Origin of the sequence: Brevundimonas sp. (assembly GCF_016742135.1) — a bacterium.
Classification (GTDB): Bacteria; Pseudomonadota; Alphaproteobacteria; order Caulobacterales; family Caulobacteraceae; genus Brevundimonas.
In genome coordinates this window covers 366,090-389,058 of record NZ_JACVCG010000001.1, presented here as the reverse complement: position 1 = coordinate 389,058, position 22,969 = coordinate 366,090, and the positions used below count along the sequence as shown (strand labels likewise).

General features: G+C 67.6%; 23 protein-coding genes and 2 tRNA genes. 10 read left to right on the top strand and 15 right to left on the bottom strand.

Annotated features, from left to right (window positions below; all coding sequences use genetic code 11):
• The first annotated feature begins 68 nt into the window (after positions 1 to 68).
• Entirely contained in the window at positions 69 to 425 is a 357-nt protein-coding gene (gene panD, locus IBJ06_RS01920) for an aspartate 1-decarboxylase (RefSeq protein ID WP_209116665.1), read from the top strand.
• Positions 426 to 486: 61 nt separating this feature from the next.
• Here panD and IBJ06_RS01915 read toward each other — a convergent pair whose 3' ends face one another.
• Positions 487 to 1,236 carry an SIMPL domain-containing protein gene (locus IBJ06_RS01915; RefSeq protein ID WP_292156829.1) on the bottom strand — a complete coding sequence of 250 codons (750 nt, stop codon included), beginning with the start codon at positions 1,234 to 1,236 and terminating at the stop codon, positions 487 to 489.
• Between the two features lie 909 nt (positions 1,237 to 2,145).
• On the opposite strand from IBJ06_RS01915, the gene IBJ06_RS01910 reads away from it, so the two are divergent.
• Positions 2,146 to 2,221: transfer RNA gene (locus IBJ06_RS01910), tRNA-Ile, on the top strand.
• Here IBJ06_RS01910 and IBJ06_RS01905 read toward each other — a convergent pair.
• Positions 2,216 to 3,712 carry a hypothetical protein gene (locus tag IBJ06_RS01905; protein ID WP_292156828.1) on the bottom strand — a complete coding sequence of 499 codons (1,497 nt, stop codon included), beginning with the start codon at positions 3,710 to 3,712 and terminating at the stop codon, positions 2,216 to 2,218. The two genes, IBJ06_RS01910 and IBJ06_RS01905, sit on opposite strands and share 6 nt — an antisense overlap.
• Before the next feature lie 15 nt (positions 3,713 to 3,727).
• Positions 3,728 to 5,149: a sel1 repeat family protein gene (locus IBJ06_RS01900; protein WP_292156827.1), complete on the bottom strand. Its 1,422-nt coding sequence runs from the start codon at positions 5,147 to 5,149 to the stop codon at positions 3,728 to 3,730.
• Positions 5,150 to 5,454: 305 nt separating this feature from the next.
• On the opposite strand from IBJ06_RS01900, the gene IBJ06_RS01895 reads away from it, so the two are divergent.
• From IBJ06_RS01895 to IBJ06_RS01870, 6 genes are all read left to right on the top strand, one after another.
• Positions 5,455 to 5,961 carry a GAF domain-containing protein gene (locus tag IBJ06_RS01895; RefSeq protein WP_292156826.1) on the top strand — a complete coding sequence of 169 codons (507 nt, stop codon included), beginning with the start codon at positions 5,455 to 5,457 and terminating at the stop codon, positions 5,959 to 5,961.
• 78 nt (positions 5,962 to 6,039) lie between these two features.
• On the top strand, positions 6,040 to 6,720 hold the full coding sequence (locus IBJ06_RS01890; RefSeq protein ID WP_292156825.1) for an SDR family NAD(P)-dependent oxidoreductase: 681 nt from the start codon (positions 6,040 to 6,042) through the stop codon (positions 6,718 to 6,720).
• Between the two features lie 5 nt (positions 6,721 to 6,725).
• Positions 6,726 to 7,583, top strand: coding sequence for a CoA ester lyase (locus IBJ06_RS01885; RefSeq protein ID WP_292156824.1), 858 nt, complete (start codon positions 6,726 to 6,728; stop codon positions 7,581 to 7,583).
• Complete coding sequence (locus IBJ06_RS01880; protein ID WP_292156823.1) at positions 7,580 to 9,619, top strand: capsular polysaccharide biosynthesis protein; 2,040 nt, start codon at positions 7,580 to 7,582, stop codon at positions 9,617 to 9,619. Before IBJ06_RS01885 ends, IBJ06_RS01880 begins: the two co-directional genes overlap by 4 nt.
• A 28-nt stretch (positions 9,620 to 9,647) precedes the next feature.
• The gene (locus IBJ06_RS01875) at positions 9,648 to 10,781 is read left to right on the top strand and encodes a beta-ketoacyl-ACP synthase III (protein WP_292156822.1); all 1,134 of its coding nucleotides are present in this window, start codon (positions 9,648 to 9,650) and stop codon (positions 10,779 to 10,781) included.
• Between the two features lie 98 nt (positions 10,782 to 10,879).
• Positions 10,880 to 11,161 (top strand): hypothetical protein, encoded by a 282-nt coding sequence (locus tag IBJ06_RS01870; RefSeq protein WP_292156821.1) that lies wholly within the window; start codon positions 10,880 to 10,882, stop codon positions 11,159 to 11,161.
• A gap of 70 nt (positions 11,162 to 11,231) precedes the next feature.
• On the opposite strand, the gene IBJ06_RS01865 is transcribed toward IBJ06_RS01870, so the two are convergent.
• The 3 genes from IBJ06_RS01865 to IBJ06_RS01855 form a co-directional block, all read right to left on the bottom strand.
• Entirely contained in the window at positions 11,232 to 11,753 is a 522-nt protein-coding gene (locus tag IBJ06_RS01865) for a porin family protein (RefSeq protein ID WP_292156820.1), read from the bottom strand.
• A 172-nt stretch (positions 11,754 to 11,925) separates the two neighbouring features.
• On the bottom strand, positions 11,926 to 13,872 hold the full coding sequence (locus IBJ06_RS01860; protein ID WP_292156819.1) for a M1 family metallopeptidase: 1,947 nt from the start codon (positions 13,870 to 13,872) through the stop codon (positions 11,926 to 11,928).
• Between the two features lie 100 nt (positions 13,873 to 13,972).
• A complete protein-coding gene (locus tag IBJ06_RS01855; RefSeq protein WP_292156818.1) occupies positions 13,973 to 15,223 on the bottom strand; it encodes a multidrug effflux MFS transporter in 1,251 nt (416 codons plus the stop codon).
• Positions 15,224 to 15,324: 101 nt separating this feature from the next.
• Here IBJ06_RS01855 and IBJ06_RS01850 point away from each other — a divergent pair, with 101 nt between their 5' ends.
• Positions 15,325 to 16,299, top strand: a complete 975-nt coding sequence (locus tag IBJ06_RS01850; protein WP_292156817.1) for a class I SAM-dependent methyltransferase — start codon at positions 15,325 to 15,327, stop codon at positions 16,297 to 16,299.
• A 6-nt stretch (positions 16,300 to 16,305) separates the two neighbouring features.
• On the opposite strand, the gene IBJ06_RS01845 is transcribed toward IBJ06_RS01850, so the two are convergent.
• The 9 genes from IBJ06_RS01845 to IBJ06_RS01805 all read right to left on the bottom strand — a co-directional run bounded on the left by IBJ06_RS01845 (position 16,306) and on the right by IBJ06_RS01805 (position 22,261).
• Positions 16,306 to 16,390, bottom strand: a tRNA-Leu gene (locus tag IBJ06_RS01845).
• A gap of 57 nt (positions 16,391 to 16,447) precedes the next feature.
• Positions 16,448 to 17,458 carry a fumarylacetoacetate hydrolase family protein gene (locus IBJ06_RS01840; RefSeq protein WP_292156816.1) on the bottom strand — a complete coding sequence of 337 codons (1,011 nt, stop codon included), beginning with the start codon at positions 17,456 to 17,458 and terminating at the stop codon, positions 16,448 to 16,450.
• Between the two features lie 37 nt (positions 17,459 to 17,495).
• On the bottom strand, positions 17,496 to 18,215 hold the full coding sequence (locus IBJ06_RS01835; protein WP_292156815.1) for a hypothetical protein: 720 nt from the start codon (positions 18,213 to 18,215) through the stop codon (positions 17,496 to 17,498).
• 48 nt (positions 18,216 to 18,263) lie between these two features.
• Positions 18,264 to 18,533: a hypothetical protein gene (locus tag IBJ06_RS01830; RefSeq protein ID WP_292156814.1), complete on the bottom strand. Its 270-nt coding sequence runs from the start codon at positions 18,531 to 18,533 to the stop codon at positions 18,264 to 18,266.
• On the bottom strand, positions 18,530 to 19,024 hold the full coding sequence (locus IBJ06_RS01825) for an isoprenylcysteine carboxylmethyltransferase family protein (protein ID WP_292156813.1): 495 nt from the start codon (positions 19,022 to 19,024) through the stop codon (positions 18,530 to 18,532). Before IBJ06_RS01825 ends, IBJ06_RS01830 begins: the two co-directional genes overlap by 4 nt.
• A 3-nt stretch (positions 19,025 to 19,027) precedes the next feature.
• Positions 19,028 to 20,182, bottom strand: a complete 1,155-nt coding sequence (locus IBJ06_RS01820; protein WP_292156812.1) for an isoaspartyl peptidase/L-asparaginase — start codon at positions 20,180 to 20,182, stop codon at positions 19,028 to 19,030.
• Positions 20,183 to 20,204: 22 nt separating this feature from the next.
• Positions 20,205 to 20,378: a hypothetical protein gene (locus IBJ06_RS01815; RefSeq protein ID WP_292156811.1), complete on the bottom strand. Its 174-nt coding sequence runs from the start codon at positions 20,376 to 20,378 to the stop codon at positions 20,205 to 20,207.
• On the bottom strand, positions 20,371 to 21,474 hold the full coding sequence (hppD, locus tag IBJ06_RS01810) for a 4-hydroxyphenylpyruvate dioxygenase (RefSeq protein WP_292156810.1): 1,104 nt from the start codon (positions 21,472 to 21,474) through the stop codon (positions 20,371 to 20,373). Before hppD ends, IBJ06_RS01815 begins: the two co-directional genes overlap by 8 nt.
• Positions 21,475 to 21,595: 121 nt before the next feature.
• Positions 21,596 to 22,261: an exopolysaccharide biosynthesis protein gene (locus IBJ06_RS01805; RefSeq protein ID WP_292156809.1), complete on the bottom strand. Its 666-nt coding sequence runs from the start codon at positions 22,259 to 22,261 to the stop codon at positions 21,596 to 21,598.
• Positions 22,262 to 22,352: 91 nt separating this feature from the next.
• On the opposite strand from IBJ06_RS01805, the gene IBJ06_RS01800 reads away from it, so the two are divergent.
• Positions 22,353 to 22,886 (top strand): disulfide bond formation protein B, encoded by a 534-nt coding sequence (locus IBJ06_RS01800; protein WP_365811750.1) that lies wholly within the window; start codon positions 22,353 to 22,355, stop codon positions 22,884 to 22,886.
• Positions 22,887 to 22,969 lie beyond the last annotated feature (83 nt).

The following is a 22,969-nucleotide window of genomic DNA, read 5'->3' as shown; positions in this document are numbered from 1 at the left end:
GAAGCCCCTATATGAGGCATCCCTCAGCGGGGGCTGTTCCCCGCGCCGAACCGGAGACCGCACTCCCCATGCTGGTCACCCTGATGAAGTCCAAGCTGCACCGCGCGACGGTGACCCAGGCCGATCTCGACTATGAGGGATCGATCGCCATCGACCGGGACCTGCTGGATGCCGCCGACATCTATCCGAACGAACAGGTCGATGTGCTGAACATCACCACCGGCGCACGCTTCACCACCTATGCCATCGAGGCCCCGCGCGGCTCGCGCGTGATCGGCGTCAACGGCGCCGCCGCCCGTCTGGTCCAGAAGAACGACAAGGTGATCATCGTCACCTATGGCCAGCTTCCGGCCGAGGAAGCCCGCAACTATGCGCCGACCGTCGTGCTTCTGGACGACGCCAACCACATCAAGCGCGCCGCCTGATCCGGCACGAAAAAGGGGTGACGCCTCGCGCCACCCCTTTCCGGTCTGATCATCCATCCGCCTAGCGGATCAGGTCATAGACCCCCGTGATGTCCACCCGCACCGTCAGCTCGCCCGGCGACACCGAGGTCGCCGCATCGGACTGGACCATCATCTCGGCCCGGGCATAGGGCATGGGCGGCGGGGCGCTCATCGACGTGCCTTCACTCAAGCCACGAATGCCGCCCAACCTCACGCCCAGAGCTTCGGCATACAGGCTGGCCTTGCGCTGCAGGTCCCGCACCGCCAGGCGCCGCGCCTGGTCCTCGGCCGCCGTCCGGTCGGTCAGGCCAAAGCTGATCCCGTCGATCTGGTTGACGCCCGCGCTGACCACCGCATCCGCCGTGGTGCCGACCCGCGACAGGTCGCGTACCGTCACCGTCACCCGGTTGACCGCCTGATAGCCCCGCAGACGCGGCGGCTGATTGGGCAGATAGTCATACTGCGCCGACAGGTTCAGACCCGAGGTCTGGATATCGCGCTCGGCGATCCCGGCCCGACGCAGGGCGGCCATGACCCGCTCCATATACTGGGCGTTCTGGCGCATCGCCGCCTCGGCGGTCGCTGCCTCGGTCATGACGCCGAAATTGATCGTCGCCATGTCCGGCGCAACCTTGACCTCGCCATAGGCTGCCAGGCTCAGATACGGCGGCGCCACCATATGATGGCCGGCGGGCTCCGGCATCGACTGCGCCAGCGCCGGTGCGGACACACCGGCCAGGGCCACGGCCGCGGCCATCGGCATCAGCAGGCGAAGGGGGGAACGGATCATGGAAATCTCCTGAGGTTCGGACACGCGCCACCCGCGCGCCCATGGGGCCAACCTCGACCATACTGGCTGAATGAACGCTCAGGCCCCGGGGTCAGGTTCCGTTCATCGAGGTGGGACGATCACCTCCCATCGGGAGCCAGAAGACTGACAGAGCCGTGCTTCCCCGCGGCCCGAAGGGCGGCGCGGGCGGCCAGGCAGGCTCCATCACAGCGCACACCGCTTTCACAAAGGACACAGCGGGCGCGGAGCCCGCTACCCCGTCGTGTTTTCCTGGGTCCCCCTCATCCAAGCCGCTCCCGCGGCCCACCTTCTCCCCCAAGGGAGAAGGACCGCTGAGCCGACGCACTCAGATAGGATAGCCGCCCGCCAATTCCCTAGCCCTTTCAACACCCCCACCGTTTCCCGTACCGTTCTTCCCGACCAGGTCGCGAGCTGTGCAATCCTCAGAGCGTCCCGTTGCACGGAGGGCTCGTAAGGCCTGCGACCTTGTGAGCGGCGGGAGCGGATGGAGCGGGGTTGAAGGCGCGCTGTCCGGCTTCCGGGTCTCAGGGAGGCTTCGGCAGCCGGGCGCAAGGCCCGCCTTCAACACTGGATCAGGGGGGATACCTGATCGTCCAGGAGGTGTCGCAGGACACCCCTGCCCGCCGGGGGCGCTGCGGTAAGGCCCGAACACGGCCACCCGACGCAAGCTCCCGGAAAACCGTCTGCGCGGAGCGTCTGTCTTCGTCGAAACGGTATTTATCAATGTCTCCGGGCGAAGGCCCGGCGCTCCGCCTGCCCTCCAACCCGCCGCACCCACGGACGGAGGCTTCCGCTCATCTCTTCCCCCTCGGGGAAGGGGCAGCACCGCCTCCGCCACCCTCTTTGCAACATCCCGTGCGCCTGCTAGGCCCGGAGCGTCGCCTCCGGGGGCCCGTAGCTCAATGGTTAGAGCCGACCGCTCATAACGGTCTGGTTGGGGGTTCGAGTCCCTCCGGGCCTACCAGAAGCCGCGACGGCGCGGCTCGACCCAGCGGGCATCGCCGTAATAGTCGCGATCCTGGATGTAGCGCCCTTCGCGGTCGTACCAGCCATAGCCGTCCTGGTAGGTGTCGTACCCCTGCAGGGAATAGCCGTCGTCATAGTAGTCGAGGCCCAGCAGCCCATCTTCCTGCGCCCACCAGTCACGGGGATAGGAGCCGTAGACACACTCCCAGCCCTGGCCGCCCGACCAGTAGGGCTCATACCGGCCCCGGGTCCGCTCGCGGAACCGCGCGCGGCAGACGTGGCGGGACCAGACGCGGTTGCCGCTGGCCTCGATGCTGGCGCGGTTCTCGCCATAGATGACCTCGCGCACGCCCGAGAAGACATTGTTGGTGATGACGGCCCGGCCCGAGGCCACGGCCACGCCCACGCTGTCGGCCCGGATGCGCGTGTCGGTCAGAGTCAACTCGCCGTTGTAGACCACCACGCCCTTGTCCGAGCGGCAGACGCGGCTGCCCTGGATGTCGACCGAGGCCCCCTCGACCGCCACACCCTCCACATAGCCGCAGATGGCCGTGTTGGTGACCTCGACCCGGCCATAGTTCCGGCCCGACCGGATGATCATGCCGATCGAGCGCGGGCCGAACGCATTGGGCGCCCCGATGCCCTTCAGGGTCGTCGAGTCGACCCGGGCGGTCTGGCCGGCTCCGGGGATCAGCTCCATGCCCACATGGGCGCCGGTCACGACTACCTCCCAGGCGGTCAGGGACGCGCCGTCGGCCACAATGGCGGGCGCGACCGTCTGGGTCTCCAGCACGGCGTTGCGGATGTCCAGCAGGCCCCCGTCCATATAGATGGCGGCCTCGTCACCGACGTGGCGGAAGCCGACCCGGTTCATCAGCACCTCGGCGCCGTAGCCGATGACGCAGGCGGCATCCCCGGCCCGCTGCGACGAGAAGACCACGTCGCGAACATCGACCCGGACCCCCCGGGCCACCGTCATGCAGGGCAGACCGTCGGGGGCCTGCAGGGTGGCCATGGGCTGGCGGTTCCAGTCGCGCGGATCAAAGCCGCCTTCGCCGATGATGGTCAGCGGCTTGTTGATGTTCAGCCACCCAACGCACGGGCCACCGCGCGCCCGGAGGATCAGGGTGCCCCCCGGCGCGACGCGGCGCACGGCGTCCTCGATCGCCCCCGACCCCGGATTGCCGCCGCAGTCGACCAGCACCACCTGCTCACCGCCGGGCGGATAGGGCCGTCCGTCGTGGGGTCCGGGATAATAGCCCGGGCGGCGGTCACCACTGGTCCAGCGGCGGTGGGTCGTTGCGCGGCTGCGGCGCGGGGCGGGCGGATCCAGCAGGACGCCGAAGTTCGGCCGCGTCTCGCTTTCGACGCGGGCGGCCACCTGCGCGCCGGCTTCGGGGGCCAGCGACAGGGCCGTGGCGGCGACCGCCAGGCCGAGGGCGGGTGCCATCAGGGAGCGAAGGCGGAGGGGACTGCGGAACGGGATCATGTCTCAACGCCCTCCTTAACGGCGCTGCTGGGAACGGGAGACCTGGGACAGGACGGCCTGCAGGCGGGCCACCGACGGCGCAAAGCCGGCGAGGGCCGAGTCGATACGCATCACCACGGCCTCGGCCTTGTCCTGGTCGGCGACGCCGGAAACGCCCAGGGCGAAGAAGGTCGACAGGGCGAACTTGGCCTCGGGGCTGCCCTGACGCGCGGCCTCCGCGTACCAGTAATAGGCCCGGGCATAGTCGGGCGGCACGCCGATGCCCTCGGAATACATAACGGCCAGCACCAGTTGCGCCTCGGAAGAACCGTTGACCGCGGCCAGCTGGATGGCCCGCACCCGCTCCTGATAGGAGAGGCGCCCCTCTATCGGATGACCCAGCACCGCCTCCAGCGATTCGATTTCGCGCTTGGACAGGTCCTCGGGGCGGGCGGCGGCCCGGTCGGCGATGCCCAGATAGCGGATCGCCCGGCCCACATGGATGAAGGGAAGCTCCGTCACCCGCGACAGGGCGTATTCATAGGCGTCCCCGCGCGGCCGGCTCTCATCCGAGAAGGGCACGCCCGAGGCCGGGGCTGTGTTGGGATAGAATTCGTAGGGCGGCACCCACTGGCGGGCTTTGGCCTCTACGAAGCCGCTGTACTGGGCCCGGCCGGGCGAGGAGCTCTCGAAGTCCTTCATCAGGACAAAGGCCCCGACGTCGCCCGTCTGCACCGCCAGATAGTTGTAGAGATAGGCGTCCACCTCATTGCGCTGGAACAGGTTCAGCGCGGCCGGATAGCCGCCCCGGCGGCGATCCCGTCCCGACCCCCGGCCGATGGCCTCGCGGGCCTGCGGGTTGTCCTGCGGCTCGCCGAACGCGCCGTAAAGGGCGTCGTGCAGACGGGCGAGCGTGCGATAGCCGTCGGCGCCCTGGGTCGACAGGACATAGATGACGCGATCCCGCACCGCCTGCTGTTCCGCCAGGGTCATGCGCGACAGCTGGGTGTTCAGGCGCTGATAGGCGTTCTGACGCTCCCAGGCCCGGCAGTCATCGTATTTGGACAGCGGACGCCAGCCGCCGAACATGCCGCGTTCAACCCGGTTGATCGGGGCAAAGCCATCCTCATTGGCGAGCGCCATGGCCAGCCAGACCGAGCTTTCGATGGGGTCTTCCAGATTCTTGTCGGTTGCGCGCAAGGCCGCATAGCGCCCTCCCAGCTCCAGCTGGGCAAAGAAGTCGCCCCGGAACGCGGCCCGGCGCAGGGCCCGAATCCCGGTCTCCTGCGCGTTGAACTCCGATCCGGTCAGATTCGCCGGGCGCGGGCACGGGTTGGCGGTGGCGGAGCGCTGGAAGAAGGTGGGCGGCCGCTCACCACAGGCGGCCATCGACAGCAGGGCCAGAATCAACAGCACGGCCACCGCCGCAATGGCGATCGGCCCGTTGCGGCCCCGCATGCTCCTGTTCCCGCCGGTGTCGCTCATAATCCCCCACACCCCTTACCGCACCCGAAGGCCGTTCCCCGAAGGCCGCACGACGTTAACCTTTTCCCAATCTGGATGATCGGTCCAGTGAACTTCGCGATATGGTTAACGCAACCGGTGCCATACCGTTGCCGCACGGTGACCACATTGTGTCCGAGCTAGACTTTTCCCCAGATGGTTGCTTTCGAATTCACCTGCGAGGCGAGGGGCTTACCCCCTTCCCTCGCGGGGTTTTCGTCCCATATGGCCGTTCTGACACGACTTCAGGATCTCCCCCCATGGCCTATATCGCCCGCGACGACCGCCCGGAGGACAAGAGCGCCCGCTATGCCGAGGTCGCCGGGGAGATCATGGCCGTCCTGGACGGCGAGCCGAATCGCATGGCCCGCATGGCGACCATCGCCTCCATGCTGCACGACGCCTTTGACACCTTCTTCTGGACCGGCTTCTACGTCGTGGATGAGGACAGGCGGGCCGAAGGCGTCGATGAACTGGTGGTCGGCCCCTACCAGGGCACCCTGGGCTGCCTGAGGATCCCGTTCGGACGGGGCGTATGCGGCGCCGCCGCCGCCACGGGCCAGACCCAGCTGGTCGAAGACGTCCACGCCTTTCCCGGACACATCGCCTGTGACAGCCGCTCGGCCAGCGAAATTGTGGTGCCGGTCCGGGATGGGGAAGGACGGCTGATCGCGGTGCTTGATGTCGATTCGACCGAGAAGGCCGCCTTCGACCGCGTTGACCAGGCGGCGCTCGAGGATCTGCTGGGCCGGGCCTTCGCGGTTTGATCTCCCGTTTGATCCCAAGTTTGATCCATGGGCCCAGCCGCCTATGGTCCGGCGGATAGGCACCGGGAGACACCAGGCATGAGCGACAGGGTATTGGTCATCACGGGCGGTCAGGGTCAGCTGGGCCGGGCCGTGATCACGGCGGCGCTGGCCCGGGGGCTGAAGGTTGCCGCGATCGACCACTCGGCGGTGGAGCCGTTCGATTCGCGCGCCTGTCTGGAGATCGGCGGCATCGACCTGACCGATGCGTCAGCCGCGAAGCGTGCCGTGGACCGGGCCCACGCGCATTTCGGGCGGCTGGATGCGGTGCTGAACATCGCGGGGGGCTTTGTCTGGCAGACGGTGGACGACGCCGAACCCGCCTGGGACCGGATGTACCGGCTGAACCTTGTCACCGCCCTGAACACCAGCCGGGCCGCACTGCCCCACCTCAAGGCTTCCGACGACGGGCGCATCGTCAATGTCGGCGCGGCCGGGGCGCTGAAGAGCGGCATGGGCATGGGGGCCTATGCCGCCTCGAAGTCGGCCGTGCATCGCCTGACCGAAAGTCTGGCCGAGGAAACCAAGTCCACCTCGGTCACCGTCAATGCCGTTCTGCCGTCCATTCTGGACACGCCGCAGAACCGCAAGGACATGCCCGACGCCGACCCGGCCAGCTGGGTCAGGGTCGAGGATCTGGCCGAGGTCATGCTGTTCCTCGCCTCACCGGCCTCACGCGCCATGACCGGCGCCCTCGTGCCTGTGACCGGCCGGGTCTGAGCGGCATGACGCCCCGGCCCTGCCGCAGTGTGCTGTTCGTTCCGGCCTCGAACGCCCGGGCGGTCGAGAAGGCGCGCGGTCTGGACTGCGATGTCGCCGTACTGGACCTCGAGGATGCGGTGGCCCCGAGCGCCAAGGTCGAGGCGCGGGAAGCCGCCTGTGCGGCGGTGCGCGAGGGCGGTTTCGGGCCGCGCCTGGCCGTGCGGATCAATGCGCTTGAGACCGAATGGGGAAAGGACGACGCCCGCGCACTCGCCGAGGCCGGCGCGGACTGCATCATCATCCCCAAGGTCGAAAACGCCGATCAGCTCAAGGCCGCGGCCGGGGTCATGGGCAGGGATTGCGCCCTCTGGGCCATGATCGAAACGCCCCGCGCCCTGTTCAATCTGCAGGGTATTTCCGGGTGCGAGGCCCCGCTGGAGGCGCTCATGCCCGGCGTCAATGACCTGGCGGATGCCCTGGGTGCGACCCTCGGCGAGGACCGCGAGCCGCTGAAATCCTGGCTGGCGATGATCGTCGCAGCGTCGAGGGTGTCGAGCCTGCTGGCCATCGACGGTGTCTACAACACCCTCGACAACCTCGACGGTTTTGCCACCGAATGTGCCCAGGGAGCGGCCTTCGGCTTTGACGGCAAGAGCCTGATCCATCCGTCGCAGATCGGACCGGCGAACGCGGCCTTTTCGCCCGATGCGGCGGCGGTCGCCCATGCCCGCAAGGTGGTCGAGGCCTTTGCCGCCCCCGGCGCGGAGACGCTCGGCGTGGTGCGGGTCGATGACCGGATGGTCGAGCGGCTGCATCTGGCCGCCGCCCGGCGTCTGCTGGCCCGGCACCAAGCCCTGACCGGCGCGCGGAACGGCGAATGAGCGGGGACGACCGGCCCCTTGCATGGGTGTCGGCGCCCGGTCTGTGGCGCATCCGGGGGCTTCAGGCCTTCCTGCCCGAGTACCGGCTGCAACGCCTGCCGTCACCCCGGACGCGTGCAGTCCTGGGCTGGGGCCGGAAAGGGACGTCGTGGATCGGCAGGACCTGGGCCGCGCGCGCGGGGCTGCCCTATCTGGCGCTCGAGGACGGCTTTCTGCGGTCCATCGGGCTGGGCGAGGCCGGTGCCTCGCCGCACAGTCTGCTGATCGACGACCTGGGGGTGCACCATGATGCCCGCCAGCCCTCGCGGCTGGAGAGCCTGATCCGCGAGCCGGACGGCTGGTTTGATACTGACATGGAGGCCCGGGCCCGCGCCCTGATCGGGACCCTGCGCGAGACCGGCCTGTCGAAGACCAGCATGGGGCGTCTGGATATCGACCTGCCGCTCGCGTCAGGCCCCCGCGTCCTGATGGTTGACCAGACCGCCGGTGACGCCTCCATCGCAGGCGGACTGGCGAATCGGGAAAGCTTCCTCGCCATGGCCGAAGCAGCCCGCGCGGCGGCAGGCGGCGGGCAGCTGCTGGTGCGTCGCCACCCGGCGACCGTGGCGAGGCTGAAAACGGGGTGCCTGCCGCCAGAGGCGCTGACCGGGGCCATCCCGGTCGATGACATGGCGCTGGATGTCTTGCTTCCGCAGGTCGACGCCGTCTTCGCGGTCTCGAGCGGTCTGGGATTCGAGGCCCTGATCCGGGGTTTGCCGGTCCACTGTTTCGGCCTGCCCTTCTATGCCGGGTGGGGGCTGACCACCGACAGCCTCCCCGCGCCCCGACGGGGCGATGAACGGTCACTGGAGGTGCTGGTGGCGGCGGCCCTGATCGTTCAGGCCCGGTATGTGGACCCGGTGACGGACAGCCCCTCGACACCCGAAAACACAGTGTGCCGACTGCTGCAGCAGCGGGACCGGGCGCGCAGGCTGGCGGGCTATTCGGCCTGCGTCGGCTTCTCTCCGGCCAAGCGGGGCGCGGTGCGGCGTCTGATGAACACGCCGCTCGGCGAAACCGTCTTCTTCGCCTCGACCGCCGCGGCTGTGACGGCCGCGAGGGAGCGTGACGGCCGCCTGGTGGTCTGGGCCGGCAAGGAGGCACCCGATGTCGCAGAGGCGGCCGAGGCGGCATCCCTCCCCCTCTGGCGGATGGAGGATGGCTTCCTGAGGTCGCGGGGGCTCGGCTCCGATTTCAACGCGGCCCTCTCAGTGGTCCTCGACCCTGTGGGCATCCATTTTGACGGCTCGCGGCCTTCCGCCCTGGAGCTGGCGCTGGAGGCCGGACAGACCCCGGCCGCAGACGTCGTCCGCGCCCGCGCCCTGCGGCAGGTCCTGATCGAGCGGGGGCTGAGCAAGTATAATCTCGGCGGCGAGACGCCGCCCGGCTGGCCCAGAGACCGCCCCCGGATATTGATCGTCGGTCAGGTCGAAAATGACCGGTCCATCCTTCTGGGATGCGAGGATATCGCCACCAATGCCGCGCTGGTCCGGGCGGTTCGCAAGCGCTTTCCCGACGCCTTTCTGATCTATCGCGACCATCCCGATACGGTTGCCGGCAACCGCCCGGGCCGGTTGGATGCCGACACCGCCACGCTGGTTGACGCCCGGGCCGAGGGGTTGAACATCAGTGCGTGCATCGATGTCTGTGATGTCCTCGCCACGATGACGTCCCTGACAGGGCTTGAGGCCCTGTTGCGCGGCAAGCGGGTCATGACGTGGGGGCGTCCCTCCTATGCGGGCTGGGGCCTGACCGAGGACGCGCTGGCCTTCCCCCGCCGGACCCGCCGGGTTGATCTCGATACCCTGATCGCCGAGGCCCTGATCCGTTACCCGCTGTATGTGACCCCCGACGGATACCCCTGCGAGGCCGAGGATCTGGCCCGGTGGCTGGCCAATCCGGAGCCATCAGCGGACAGCGGTCGCACCGGTGGTTTGCGGCGCTGGGAACGCGGCCTGATCGCCAGCCTCGACCGCGGCCATCCACCGGCCTATTGAAGGCCAGCATCAGAACACGGATACCCTTGTGAGCGCCTCTTCTCCGACCGCCGTCATCGCCGCCACCGGCCTGTTCACGCCGGAACAATCCATTTCCAACGCCGAACTGGTCGCGGCCTACAACGCCTGGGCCGAACTGGAAAACGCGCGTAACGCCGATGAAATCGCCGCCGGCACGCGCGAGGCCCTGACGCCGTCGTCGGTCGAGTTCATCGAGAAGGCCTCGGGCATCAAGAGCCGCTTCGTGCTGGACAAGACCGGGGTGCTGGACCCCGAGCGCATGGTCCCGCACCTTCCCGAGCGCCCCAATGAGGATCTGTCGATCCTGGCGGAGATGGCGGTCAAGGCGGCGCGGGACGCCATCGCCGCCTGGGGCAAGCCGGTCAGCGAGATCGGCGCCGTTCTGTGCGCCGCCTCGAACATGCAGCGGCCCTACCCGGCGATGGCCATCGAAGTGCAGCAGGCCCTGGGCATAGAGGGCTTTGCCTTTGACATGAATGTCGCCTGCTCCTCGGCCACCTTTGGCATCAAGACGGCGGCTGACTTCATCGCCTCGGGCTCGGTCAAGGCCGTGCTGATGGTCAACCCCGAGGTCTGCTCGGCCCATCTGAACTTCAAGGACCGCGACAGCCACTTCATCTTCGGCGACGTCGCCACCGCCGTGATCATCGAGTCCGCCGAACAGGCCGGGCCTGGGGGCTGGGACATTCTGGGCACCCGCCTGAAGACCACCTTCTCGAACAACATCCGCAATAATTTCGGCTTCCTGAACAATGCGGCACCCGAGGGCATCGGCAAGCCCGACAAGATGTTTGTCCAGCAGGGCCGCAAGGTCTTCAAGGATGTCGTGCCCATGGTGTCCGAGATGATCGTCAGCCACGCGAACGATCTGGGCCTGGAGCCGACCGAACTGAAGCGGCTGTGGCTGCACCAGGCCAATATCAACATGAATGAGATGATCGGCCGCAAGGTGCTGGGCCGCGATCCCGCGCCGTCCGAGAACGTCATCATCCTCGACGAATACGCCAACACCTCCTCCGCAGGATCGGTGATCGCCTTCCACCTGCATCAGGAGGGGATGGTGCCGGGTGAGGTGGGGCTGATCTGCAGTTTCGGCGCCGGCTATTCCGCCGGCACGGTGTTTGTGCGCAAGCGGGGCTGATCCCCTGACGATCACATTTTATGGCACCGCTTGCACGCGGCAGGGGTTTTTGCGAACGGGTGTCTCAAGTCTTGGCGTCGTAACGGGAGCCCAGATCCATGACCCAATTCGCCGCGCCCGAGTTCTCGGGCCCCTGGATGGCCGGAATTGACGAGCCCCTGGCCCGTGATGTGGCCACCGTGCTCAAGAGTATGGGCGGCTCGTGCCATCAGGCGCAGGTCGTGCAGTGCGTCGCGGCCCTCAAGCGCCAGCGTGGCGAAACCGTCGCCCAGGACCTTGCCCAGAGGATCATCGAGGTCTTCGAGAAATACCGCGACCTGTTCTTCCGGCCGTTCGGTGAGGGATCCATGCGCTGGGCCCTGAAGCCCGAACTGGCCTGATCCCGTCGCCGGACACAGAAACGGCGCGCCACCGCAGGGTGACGCGCCGTTATCGTGTCGTCGGTCGGGATCAGAACTTGCGGACGAAGTTCAGCGACCAGACGTCGGCGTCGCCACCGTCCTGGAAGTCACGACGGGTCCAGTCGCCGCGAATGCCATTCTGGCCGTCGAACGAGTATTGGGCACCCACGCCATAATTCCAGCTTTCGTCATCGACCGTAAGCGAGCCGGTTGTGTCGGAGAACTTGATCTCGTTCTTGCCGTAGCCGACCCGACCGAACAGTTCGAAGTTCGGGCTGACGGGCAGATAGGCCACGCCATACACGGAAGCATCGTATTCCAGCTCAGCGTTGACCGGCGAGCCGCCGAGCGAACCCGAGTCGTCGCCCAGGCCGAACGACAGTTCGCCTTCAACACCGAAATTCGGGGTGAAACGGGTGCCCACACGGGCCGTGATCGCTCCCAGATTGAAGCCTTCAGCGTCGATCTGGCTGTAGCCTACCGAGCCATAAACATTCGCACCGGGATCCTGGGCCAGCGCCGGGGTGGCGATCAATGCAAGAGCCGCAGCAGAGAGAATGAGACTACGCATATTTGTAGTTCCTTTTTTCCTTGTTCAGATGCCACTCACCTGAACTGACCGCCCAAAACTAGTAATCTGGTTCTGTCCTTTCCATGGCCAAAGGATTACCGGCCGGTAACAGTGGTTTTCAGAACACAGTCATCGTTCTGTCAATTATGGCGTGAAATCGGCAGCGCCGTCATCAGTCCGGCACGCCCACCACGGCGTCGACAGAGTTGCTGGTCACAGGGTGATACAGCGGTCGCGACCGGGCATAGATGCGACGCGCCAGATCGCGGCCCCACTCGCCCTCGCCCCACAGGGTCTGGAACAGGGGCAGGACGAATTTGCGCCGCCCCATGCCGGTCAGGAAGGCTTCGGTCGGGGCCACGGCCGGTTCATAGCGATGGGTCATGGCGATCTGCAGCCAGGCGAACAGCACTTCCGCATTGCCCTCCACCGACAGCCCCAGGCTTTCGTCCAGCGTTTTCAGTTGGGCTTCGCTCAGCCAGTCCTGACCGGCCTGATGCCCCTCGGGCCGCCAGGCGAGGAAGCGCTGACGCTGCTGGGTGTTCCAGCCCTGCCACAGGGATTGCGGCGGCGCCCCACCATCGAGGAAGACGCTGCGGGCGGCGGAATCGACCGGATCAAAGGCTTGCGAGACCGGGGCGACGGCATTGGAGGGCAGGCCGGGCTGATAGACCCAGGCGTCCATCATCAGGGCCTGTTCAAGCGCGGCGTCCCCCCGGATCAGATAGGTGCGGATGTCCTCGAGGAACATGGCGGTCGTCATGGGCCGGTAGGCGTTGCGTTCGAAATAGCCCTTCAGCCAGGCGTCGAACCGGTCGCGCCCGACGGTCCGCTCGATCGTCCGCAGGAAGAAGGCGCCCTTCTCATAGGCGATATTGGTCATGCCGTCGTCTGGATCGCGCCCGGCGAGGTCCAGTTTCAGTCGGGTATCCTCGGGCGGCAGGGTGGCAAGGGCGCTCTGAAGGTCCTCCCATCCCAGCACCTGCTCCTGCATGGCGCGGTCGCGGCCATAGACCGCTTCCATGATCCGGTTCTCGAAATAGACGGTGAAGCCCTCGTTGAGCCAGAAGTCGTCCCAGGTGGCATTCGTCACCAGATTGCCGGACCAGCTATGGGCCAGTTCGTGGGCAACCAGGGCGACCAGCGACTGGTCTCCAGCAATGATGGTGGGGGTGGCAAAGGTCAGGCGCGGATTTTCCATGCCACCGAACGGGAAGCTGGGCGGCAGGACCAGCAGGTCGTAGCGGCCCCAGATGTAAGGCCCGTAGAGCCCCTCGGCGGCCTCGACCATGGCCTCAACCTCGGGGAACTCGGCCGCAGAGCGCGCCAGCATCGACGGCTCGGTGTAGACACCGGTGCGTGCGCCCAGAGCCTGGAAGGCGATGTCACCCACCCCGATGGCGATCAGATAGGGGGGCACCGGGTTGTCCATGCGAAAGTGGAAGGCGCGGCCCCGCGGGTCCGGCTCGCCGCCGGGCGTCAGCATCTCGGCGCTCATCACCGCTGTCATGCCCTCGGGAACACTGATCCGGGCCGAGTAGGTCTGGCGGATGCCGGGGCTGTCCTGGGTCGGGATCCAGGTCCGGGTCAGGATCGCCTGACCCTGGCTGAACATATAGGGAAGCCGTCCGCCCGCCGTCTGCTCCGGTTTCAGCCACTGCAGGGCGGCCGCCTCGGGCCGGGTGGAGTAGTCAATGTGGATGCGGCCCTCGGTAAAGGGAATGGCGATGATCAGCGGCTTGCCCATGAAGGGGCTTTCCTGGCCGATGGTGTAGTCCAGCGGGCCATCGTCCGAGCGCACGCCGTGAATATCCAGATCCCGGATGTCCAGGATGATCTCGGTTGCGCCCGGCTCCGCCGTGATGCTGAGGCTGGCCGTGCCGGCCAGCATGCGGCGCTCGAAGTCCGCCGCGAGGTTGAGGTCCACATGGTGAACGCGCGCGATCTCGGGCCGGGCATACGAATGGACATCCCGCACCCACTGGACGTCGGCGGGTGCCTGAATGGCGGGTGCGGTGCCCGAACCGCCCCATCCCGGCATCGAGGCACAGGCCCCAAGAGTCAGGCCCAGGGCGGCAGTGATGGCGAGGGTAGAGACGGATGCGAGTTTGAAGGCCATCGGGGGTTCCTCATGGTGTCGTTTCGGGCACCCGCCGGATATGTGTCCGGGCAGCCCTTCGTTCCGGTCACCGGACCAGTCCGGCCGCGCAAGGTCAAGCTCAGGCCGGGCGGCTCGCCCTCTCGGCGGTGCTGAACAACGTGCCGCGCTCGGCGACCAGCACCGCGATCAGCGCCAGAATTCCGCAGATCGTGATGCCGAGGGTCATGGGTGCCGCCGTTCCGTCAAAGCTCTGACCGATCACGAAGCCGGCCAGTGAGCCGAAGGTGGTGGAGACGAACCCCTGCACCGACGAGGCTGTGCCCGCGATCCGGCCCATGTTGTTCATGGCGAGGGCCCCGAGATTTCCCGCGATGAAGCCAAAGCAGAACATGGTCAGACCCTGAAGCACGGCGAAACTGATCAGGCTCTCATTCCCGGACAGGGCCACCCCTGCATGGACGGCGGCCGAGGCGATGAAGCCGATCAGGGCCAGATGCGAGAGACGTCGTGATCCCAGCCGCTCGACCAGCCGGGCATTGGTCAGGGAGGCCACGGCGATGCCCGCCGCCATCAGGCCGAAGACGGTGGTAAACAGACCCGGCTGCTGGAACACATCGAAGAAGATCTGCTGGCTGGAGTTGATGAAGGCGAACAGGGCCCCGGTGATCGCGGTCATGGCCAGGGTGTAGCCGACCGACAGCCGGTCGCTGACCACCGCGCGGAAGGCCTCGGCGATCCGGCCAAGGCGGATCGGCAGACGGTTCTCGGGTGCCAGCGTCTCGGGCAGGCGGATCAGGGCCCAGATCATGAAAGCCGACCCGGCCAGCGCCAGCACGCCGAAAATCCAGCGCCAGGGTGCCACGAACAGCACCAGCTGACCCAGCGTCGGCGCCAGAATCGGCACGCCAAGGAAGACGAGGAAGCTCAGCGACATGACCCGCGCCATGGTCCGCCCGGAATAGCGGTCGCGTACGATCGACACGGCCAGCACGCGGAGCGCCGCCGCGCCCAGTCCGGTGCCCAGCCGCGCGAGGATCAGGGCCTCGAACGTGGTGGTGAAGGCCGCCACCACGCTGAACAGCACATAGAGACCGAGTCCCACCATCAGCACGGGTTTGCGCCCGTAGCGGTCGGCCAGCGGCCCATAGATCAACTGGGCCACACCGAAGCCGAGCAGATAGGCGGTGATCACCCATTGGCGGGAGTTTTCGGAGGCCACGCTCAGGGCCTCGCCGATGGCGGGGAGCGCCGGCAGCATCATGTCGATGGCCAGGGCATTCAGCGCCATCATCATGGCGATCAGGGCGACGAACTCGGGAAAGCCCGGGCCGCGCACGGGCTTGGTAGTCGGTACATCGCCGGTTTGCATGCCGTGCAGATGTGACGGGGGGGCCGGTATTGCAACCGCGAAAGGCGACGCCCGGGCCATTTCAGGGTCGACGACCGGTATCCCTCTGCTAATCGTCTGACATGACGACCGATCCGATCGTGCCCGACCCGGACGAAACCGCGCGCCAGATGGCCGAGTTGCGGAACCGTATCGCGCTTCTGGAAAGCCAGATGCATGCCCTGGCCGCCCTGCGCCTGCCGGATGAGGGCCACTGGCTTGGCAGCCCGACCCTGCGCGACGATCGCAAACCCGGAATGGACGTCCTGAACCAGTCCCGTCCCTGTCGTCAGACGGATTTCGAGACCCCGTGGTTCTCCAACTGGTCGGAGCGGCTGGGCGAACGGCTGCGCTATCATCGCAAGCTGTGGGAGTTCGTGTTCATCGCCCAGGCCCTGCATGAGCGCCGCCAGCTGCGCGCCGGGGCACGGGGCCTGGGCTTTGGCGTCGGGCGAGAGCCGCTGGCGGCTTATTTCGCCTCGCGGGGATGCCGGATCATGGGCACCGATCTGGCGCCGGAGCAGGCTGCCGATGCTGGATGGACCGCCACCGATCAGCACGCCGAAGGCAAGGCGGCCTTGATGCGCCCGGACCTGTGCGACCCCGAGGTGTTCGAGGCCGCCGTTGATTTTCGCGTCGTGGACATGAACGCCATCCCGGACGATCTGACCGGTTACGACTTCTGCTGGTCCGCCTGTGCGCTGGAGCACCTGGGCAGTCTGGAAGCGGGCATGGCCTTTATCGAGCGGTCGATCGACACCCTCCAGCCCGGCGGATTCGCTATCCATACGACCGAGTTGAACCTGACGTCGGATGTGCACACGCTCGAAACCGGGGGCACCGTGCTGTATCGTCGCCGCGACCTGAGCGCCCTGGCCGAGCGGCTGACCGCTGCGGGCCATACGGTCGCGCCGCTGGATTTCGATGCCGGAAGTGGGCCCGTCGACAGCTTCGTCGACATCCCGCCCTATCTGCCGGAGCCTCACCTGCGGCTGGCGCTGGCCGGATTCGCCACCACATCGTTCGGCCTGATCATCCAGAAGGCCGGCCAGCCCTGAAGGCCATGGTGCGGGTGGTCGGGCTCGAACCGACACTCCTTTCGGAACCGGATTTTGAGTCCGGCGCGTCTACCAATTCCACCACACCCGCGTGAGGTCCGGCGGATTTAGCGGATCACCGCCGGGTGCGCCATACCGCCGAGCGCATTCATCCCACGGGCTCCACCCTCTGTTCGATCGTACCGAAGATCGAGTGGTGCTTTTCGTCCAGCATTTCGATGCGGACGGTGTCGCCGTGCTGCAGGAAGGGCGTCTCGGGCTTGCCGCGCAGGATGGTCTCGACCGTGCGGACCTCGGCGATGCAGGAATAGCCGAGGCCGCCCTCGCTGACCGGCTTGCCCGGGCCGCCGTCGGCGTCGCGGTTCGAGACCGTGCCCGAGCCGATAATCGAGCCCGCCACCAGCGACCGGGTCCTGGCCAGGTGGGCGATCAGGGTGCCGAAGCAGAAGGTCATGTCGTCGCCGGCATCGGCTTGACCGAACGGCTGGCCGTTCAGGGTGACCGTCAGGGCGCCGTGCAGCTTGCCGTCCTTCCAGCGGTCGCCCAGCGAGTCGGGCGTCACGAAAACGGGCGTGAAGGCGCTGGCCGGCTTGGACTGGACGAAGCCGAAGCCCTTGGCCAGCTCGGCCGGAATCAGGTTGCGCAAGGATACGTCGTTGACCAGACCGACGAGGCGGATGTGGCCCAGCGCCTCCTCGCGGGAGACGCCCTGCGGCACGTCGCCGGTGACGATCACGACCTCGGCCTCGAGGTCGCAGCCCCACGCCGGATCGGCCAGCGGTATGGGGTCGCGCGGGCCGAGGAAGCCATCGGAGCCACCTTGGTACATCAGCGGATCGGTCCAGAAGCTCTCGGGCATTTCGGCGCCCCGCGCCTGCCGGACGAGGGCGACGTGGTTCACATAGGCCGAGCCGTCGGCCCACTGATAGGCGCGCGGCAGGGGGGCGGCGGCCTCGCGCTCATGGAAGCGGCCGCGCGGCACGGCCGCGTGCTCCAGGCTCTCGGCGAGGGCGCGCAGGCGCGGCTCGCACCGTTCCCAGTCGTCCAGTGCGGCCTGCAGGGTCGGGGCGATCAGGAAGGCATCGGTGAACCAGTTCAGGTCTTCCGACACCACGACGAGGCGGCCGTCACGGCCATGTTTCAGGGATGCGAGTTTCATGAGCCACGATTAGGCGGTTTGGGGCGCGAGGAAAACCTCAGTCTGCCGACAGTTCGCTGTAGGCGGCCCGCATCTCGCGGATCCGCGCGTCCTTGTCCCGCCACCAGTCGTTCAGGTCCGCAATGGCGGCACGGATGGCATGGTCCCGTTCTCGCGGCGACAGAGAGCCGCCGTGGTCGTGGCCACCATGACCGCCTCCCCCGCCTCCGGGCCCGCCGCCTTGCCCCCTTTCGCGGACTCCGTTGATGACCGTGATCTGGGTGACGGATGTCGAGGACGAGGATTCGGTCGCAGGGCCGTCGTCGGCCGGCTTGTCGTGGCCCGGGTCATCGTGATCGTCGTGCGTTTCGGCGTGGGCATGGGGCACATGCCGCTGACCCGCCAGGGCGGCCTTCAGGCTGGCGAGGCCCGGATTGAGGCCATTGGCGATGGACAGGGTGGCTCCCAGCCGCTTGCGGATGACGCGCTCCACATCCTCGGCCTTGCCGACGAGGGAGCCGCCATCGGCCTTCATGGCGGCCTTGAGCGCATCGTCGACGGCCTTCCAGATGCTGCCGGCGGCATCGGGATCGCGGCGCGTCTGGGCGTTACGAACCATCCAGCCCAGAAAGAAAAGCAGCGCCCCGAGCGCGACCAACGCGGCGAGGAACAGCGGTTCCAGACCCAGGAACAGGGGCGAGTCCACGGCCTCATAGGCGTCCGGTGCCTGAAATTCAGTCGGATACACGGCCACGATCCCTCCCTCAGCCCGGGCCATGATGGCAGGGTCCGCCCGGTTGGCAACGGGAAAGGTTAACGACGCGGATCAGCGATCCGGCTCGACCACCGCCCGGGCCTCGGCGCCCTGTCGCGTGCCCGGCAGCCGCACCTCGACCTCGATGGCGATACTGCCCTCGGGCTGGTGCGCCCAGATGTAGCGGCGCTCGACCTCGACCTCGAGGCCGCCGGCGGTCAGGCCGCCATAGGTGTCGCCCCAGGGGGTGATGCGCTTCATCTCCGCCCAGCTGAGGGCGCAGGCGGCGTCCAGTTCCTCGATGGCCAGCGCGGACAGGTCGTCGGGTCGATGATCGCTCACAACCAGCGCCTCACCCGGTTGCGATAGGCGGCATAGTCGGACCCGAATTTCGCCGCCAGATAGGCTTCCTCCTTCTGGATGACGAACCGGTCGACGACCAGCAGGCAGGGGATCAGCATGGCCAGCGCCGCGGGTGAGTCCATGGCTATGGCCAGACCGGCATAGGTGATGGCGAACCCGACGTAGATCGGATTGCGGCTGAAGCGGTACGGGCCCTCGGTCGCCAGCACGGTCGAGGGCTTCCACGGTTCGACCGCCGTGCCCAGCCGCCGGAACAGGCCCGCCGCCATGCCGTCCAGCAACAGGCCGCCGAGGATCAAGGCCAGCGCTACCCCGCGCCGCACCTCGGTCGTCAGGCCAAACCCCATCTCGTCCGACGGGGGCAGGCCGATCTGCACGCCATAGCGATCCAGCGCCCAGCCGAGACCCAGGAAGGCGAAATAGATGACCGGCGGCGGCACCGCCACATTCGGATGGTCGCGCGTGCTCACGGTTCAGTCTTCCTCATCGGCATAGATGGCGACCCGGCGCTCCTCGCCCTCAGCCACCCGGCCCCGGTACATGCCGGAGGTGTTCATGGCGAAGATCACCCGGCCCGCGCGGGTCATGACGATCACGCCGCCCTCGCCGCCCAGCGCGCCGACCTCGGCGATCTCGGCCCGGGCCTCGGCGATGCCCGGCAGCAGCTGGGACACCAGGCAGATATCGCCTTCGGCGGCTCGGGTTTCGCACCAGGCCCTGCGCTGTTCGAGATCGGCGGCGGCCAGCTGGGGATGGGCCGCACCGAAAGCGATCCGGGCACAGATATCCCGCGCCACCGTGGCCCGGATGAAATATTCGCCCGAGCCGGTGGCAGATACCGCACAGCCCTCGGCGTTGGAGGCATAGGTGCCGGCGCCGATTACGGGCACATCGCCGACCCGGCCCCAGCGCTTGCCGGACATGCCGCCGGTCGAGGTGCCGGCCGCCAGCCGTCCCTCACGGTCCAGCGCAACCACGCCGACCGTGCCGAATTTGCGCTCGTCGAGCGGCGGAGTGACCGTGGCCATGGCACCTTCAGCCGGCGCGCCTTCGGGACGGGCGGGCACGGGCAGGCCCTCGCGCTCCAGCTGACGCACCAGCCCGCGCCAGCGCCGTTCGGTGAAGAAGTAGGCGGGCTCGACCTCTTCCAGTCCCTGATCACGGGCAAAGGTCTCGGCCCCCTGACCGATCAGGAAGACGTGCGGTGAGTCCTCCATCACCGCACGCGCGGCGCTGATCGGATGGCGGGTGCGGGTCAGGCCGGCGACCGCCCCGGCGTCCAGCGTCGTGCCGTCCATGATGGCGGCGTCATGCTCGATCCGACCGTCGGCGGTGAAGACCGCCCCACGCCCGGCGTTGAACAGGGGATCATCCTCCAGCACCTGGATGACGGCCTCGACCGCATCCAGCGCCGAGCCGCCGCCTTCCAGCACCTCGGCCCCGACCTGAAGCGCGCTGTCCAGCGCCGCGCGATAGGCCGCGTCCTGCTCGGGGGTCAGGCTGCCCCGTTCGATCACCCCGGCCCCGCCGTGAATGGCCAGCGACCATCCGCGGCCGTCCTGGGCGAGGGCCGGCGAAGCCAGCGTTACAATCAAAGCGGTCGCAACCGCCGCAAGCCAGGTCTTCATGATCCGCCTCCCCCACTGGGCGTCATCGCTCGTGATGCGCCCGTTTCCACAGTTGATAGCCCACCACCGGCACCAGCCCCATCAGGGTGGCGGCGACCACCAGCGGCCAGAAGCCGAGGTGCGGCGCGGCCAGCCCCGCCGTCACCCCCGCCGTGACCGGTCCCGTGAACGGGACCCAGGCCGGCGGCTTAGGCATCGACCTTGATGACGCCGCGCCGGATCTGATCCAGCTCGATGGAGTCGAACAGGGCCTGGAAATTACCCTCGCCGAAGGCCTGGTTGCCCTTGCGCTGGATGATCTCGAAGAAGATCGGACCAAAGGTGTCCTGGGTGAAGATCTGCAGCAGGATGCCGTCCTCGTCCGAGCCGTCGATCAGGATGCGGTTCTCGCGCATGCGGGCCACGTCCTCGCCGTGGTTGGGCAGGCGTTTGTCGATCAGGTCGAAATAGGTCTCGATCGTGTCCTGGAAGGGAATGCCGCGACGCTTCATCTCCTCTACCGTCTCGAAGATGTTGTCGGTGGCCAGGGCGATGTGCTGGATACCCTCGCCGTTGTAGCGCTTCAGGAACTCCTCGATCTGGGAGTTGTCGTCCTGGCTCTCGTTCAGGGGGATACGGATGGCGCGGTCGGGAGCGATCATGGCCTGGGACAGCAGGCCGGTCGCCTTGCCCTTGATGTTGAAATATTTCTGCTCCTCGAAGGCGAAGACATCGCCGTAGAAGCCCGACCAGGTACGCATCTGACCGCGACGGACGTTGTGAGTCAGATGGTCGAGGCTGAACAGGCCGACACTGTTCTTGCGCTCGGCCTCTTCCCAGCCCTCGATCTCGTCCCAGCCGTCATAGAGCGAGCCCGCCTCGCCGTACTGATCAATGAGGTAGAGCAGCGACCCGCCGATGCCCTGAAGAATATAGGGATAGCCCTTGCCAAGGGCGCCGCCGTGATGGCCCTCGGCGGGCCTGGCACCGCGCGCCACGGCGCCTTCGTAAGCGGCTTTGGCATCATTCACCCGGAAGGCCATGCCGTTGGCCGACGGGCCGTGCTCGGTGGCGAACTCGCCCGCCTGTCCCTTGGGGCTGCGGTTGACCAGCAGGGTGATGTCGCCCTGCTTCAGCCGGACCACGTCGTTTTCCGGGTTCACATGGGTCTGGGTGAAGCCCATCAGCTCCAGCCGCGCGACCATGGCTTTCGGCTCGGGGCCGGTGAACTCGACGAATTCGAAGCCGTCGACGCCCAGCGGGTTCTCGGCATTGATCTGCCGGGCCGTGGGGTTTTGGGTCGCGTCATCCATGGTCGCGTCTCCTGATCCTGAAGGGTTCACGGCGGCACGCGCGGCCGCCTTTGTGGCCGGAACCTAGTCATCCGGACCGCTCAAGCCAAGCGAAGCGGCTTCACCTTGTGGCGAGGGCCGGTCAGCCGAGCTCTGGAAGGTGGTCCGTGACCAGCCGCAGGGCCCAGTCGGCGCCCAGCAGGAAGGCGACCCCGAGCGTGGCCAGCAGGCTGATCCACGCGGTCGCGATCATCGCCCCGCCGATGACGAACAGGCCGTCCCTCTGGATCAGGCCGACGGCCAGCAGCGACAGCGCCACCGAGGGGATGGTGTTGGTCATGGGCAGGACGATGGTCAGGGTCGCCAGGATCATGAACAGGGCCGCCAGCTTTTCGCCCGCGCCCGAGGCGAAGGCCGACAGCCGGGGGCGGGAGAAGCGGTCGATCCAGCCCAGCCGCTGCTCGGCGAAGTCGGCCATGGCCTTCAGCCAGCTGGCCCGGGCCCGCAGTCTCAGCACCCACTGCGGCAGCCAGGGTTCCTCGCGCCCGACCAGCAACTGGGCCGCCAGGATGACGATGACGACGCCAACGACCTGGGGCACGCCGTAGAGGCCCGGCACCAGACAGGGGATGGCGAGGATCAGGATCAGCAGGCCGTAGGCCCGCTCGTCCAGCCTGTCGCGGATCTCGTGCAGGGTCAGGCCGTCCTCTGCCCCGTCATCGGCCAGTCGCCGCAGCAGGCGGGCCAGATTCTGGCGGACGTCGTCCTGTTCCGAGGACGGCGGGAGCGGTGCGGGTACGGTGGTCATGCCCCCCGTCTAGCATCCCGACGTGTCAGGTCCAGCCGCCGACGATGATGGATCGACGTTCCCGCAGGACCGCGCTAAGCATCGCAGCATGATGTCGGCCTATCGTGTCCTGACCCGCTGGTGGACGGTGTTTGCCCTCGCGGCGTCCCTGAGCCTCCTTGCCGCCGCCCACGCCTTTGAGCGGTTCGGCGGACTGGCCCCGTGCAACCTGTGTCTCAAGCAGCGCGAGGTCTACTGGGTGGCGGTGGCCATCGCCCTGACCGCCAGCCTGTGGGCCCTGGTCAGCCGGGCCAGCCGGGGAACGCCCCGTATCGCCGCCTTCCTGCTGTTCATCGTCTTCCTGACCGGAGCGATCACGGCCGGCTTCCATGCCGGGGGCGAGATCGGCTGGTGGGAGCTGCCGGCCCTGTGCTCGGGCGGGGCGGGCGAGATCAACCTGGAGCGGCTGGCGGCCCTGGCCATGGGCACCGCCGAGGTCGAGCCGATCGTGGCGTGCGACGCCGTGACATGGCGCTTTCTCGGCCTGTCCATGGCAGGCTGGAACACCCTGATTGCAGCGGCGCTGGCGATCTTCAGCCTGCTGGCCGCCAAGCGCCCGAAGGATGCCCGTGCCCCCAGAGGCTGACCCCTCCGCCGACCCGCTGAACGACCCGGAGATCACGGGCCGCAAAGGGTCGCGCGCCATTCCCCTGCCCCGGCCCGGTGCGG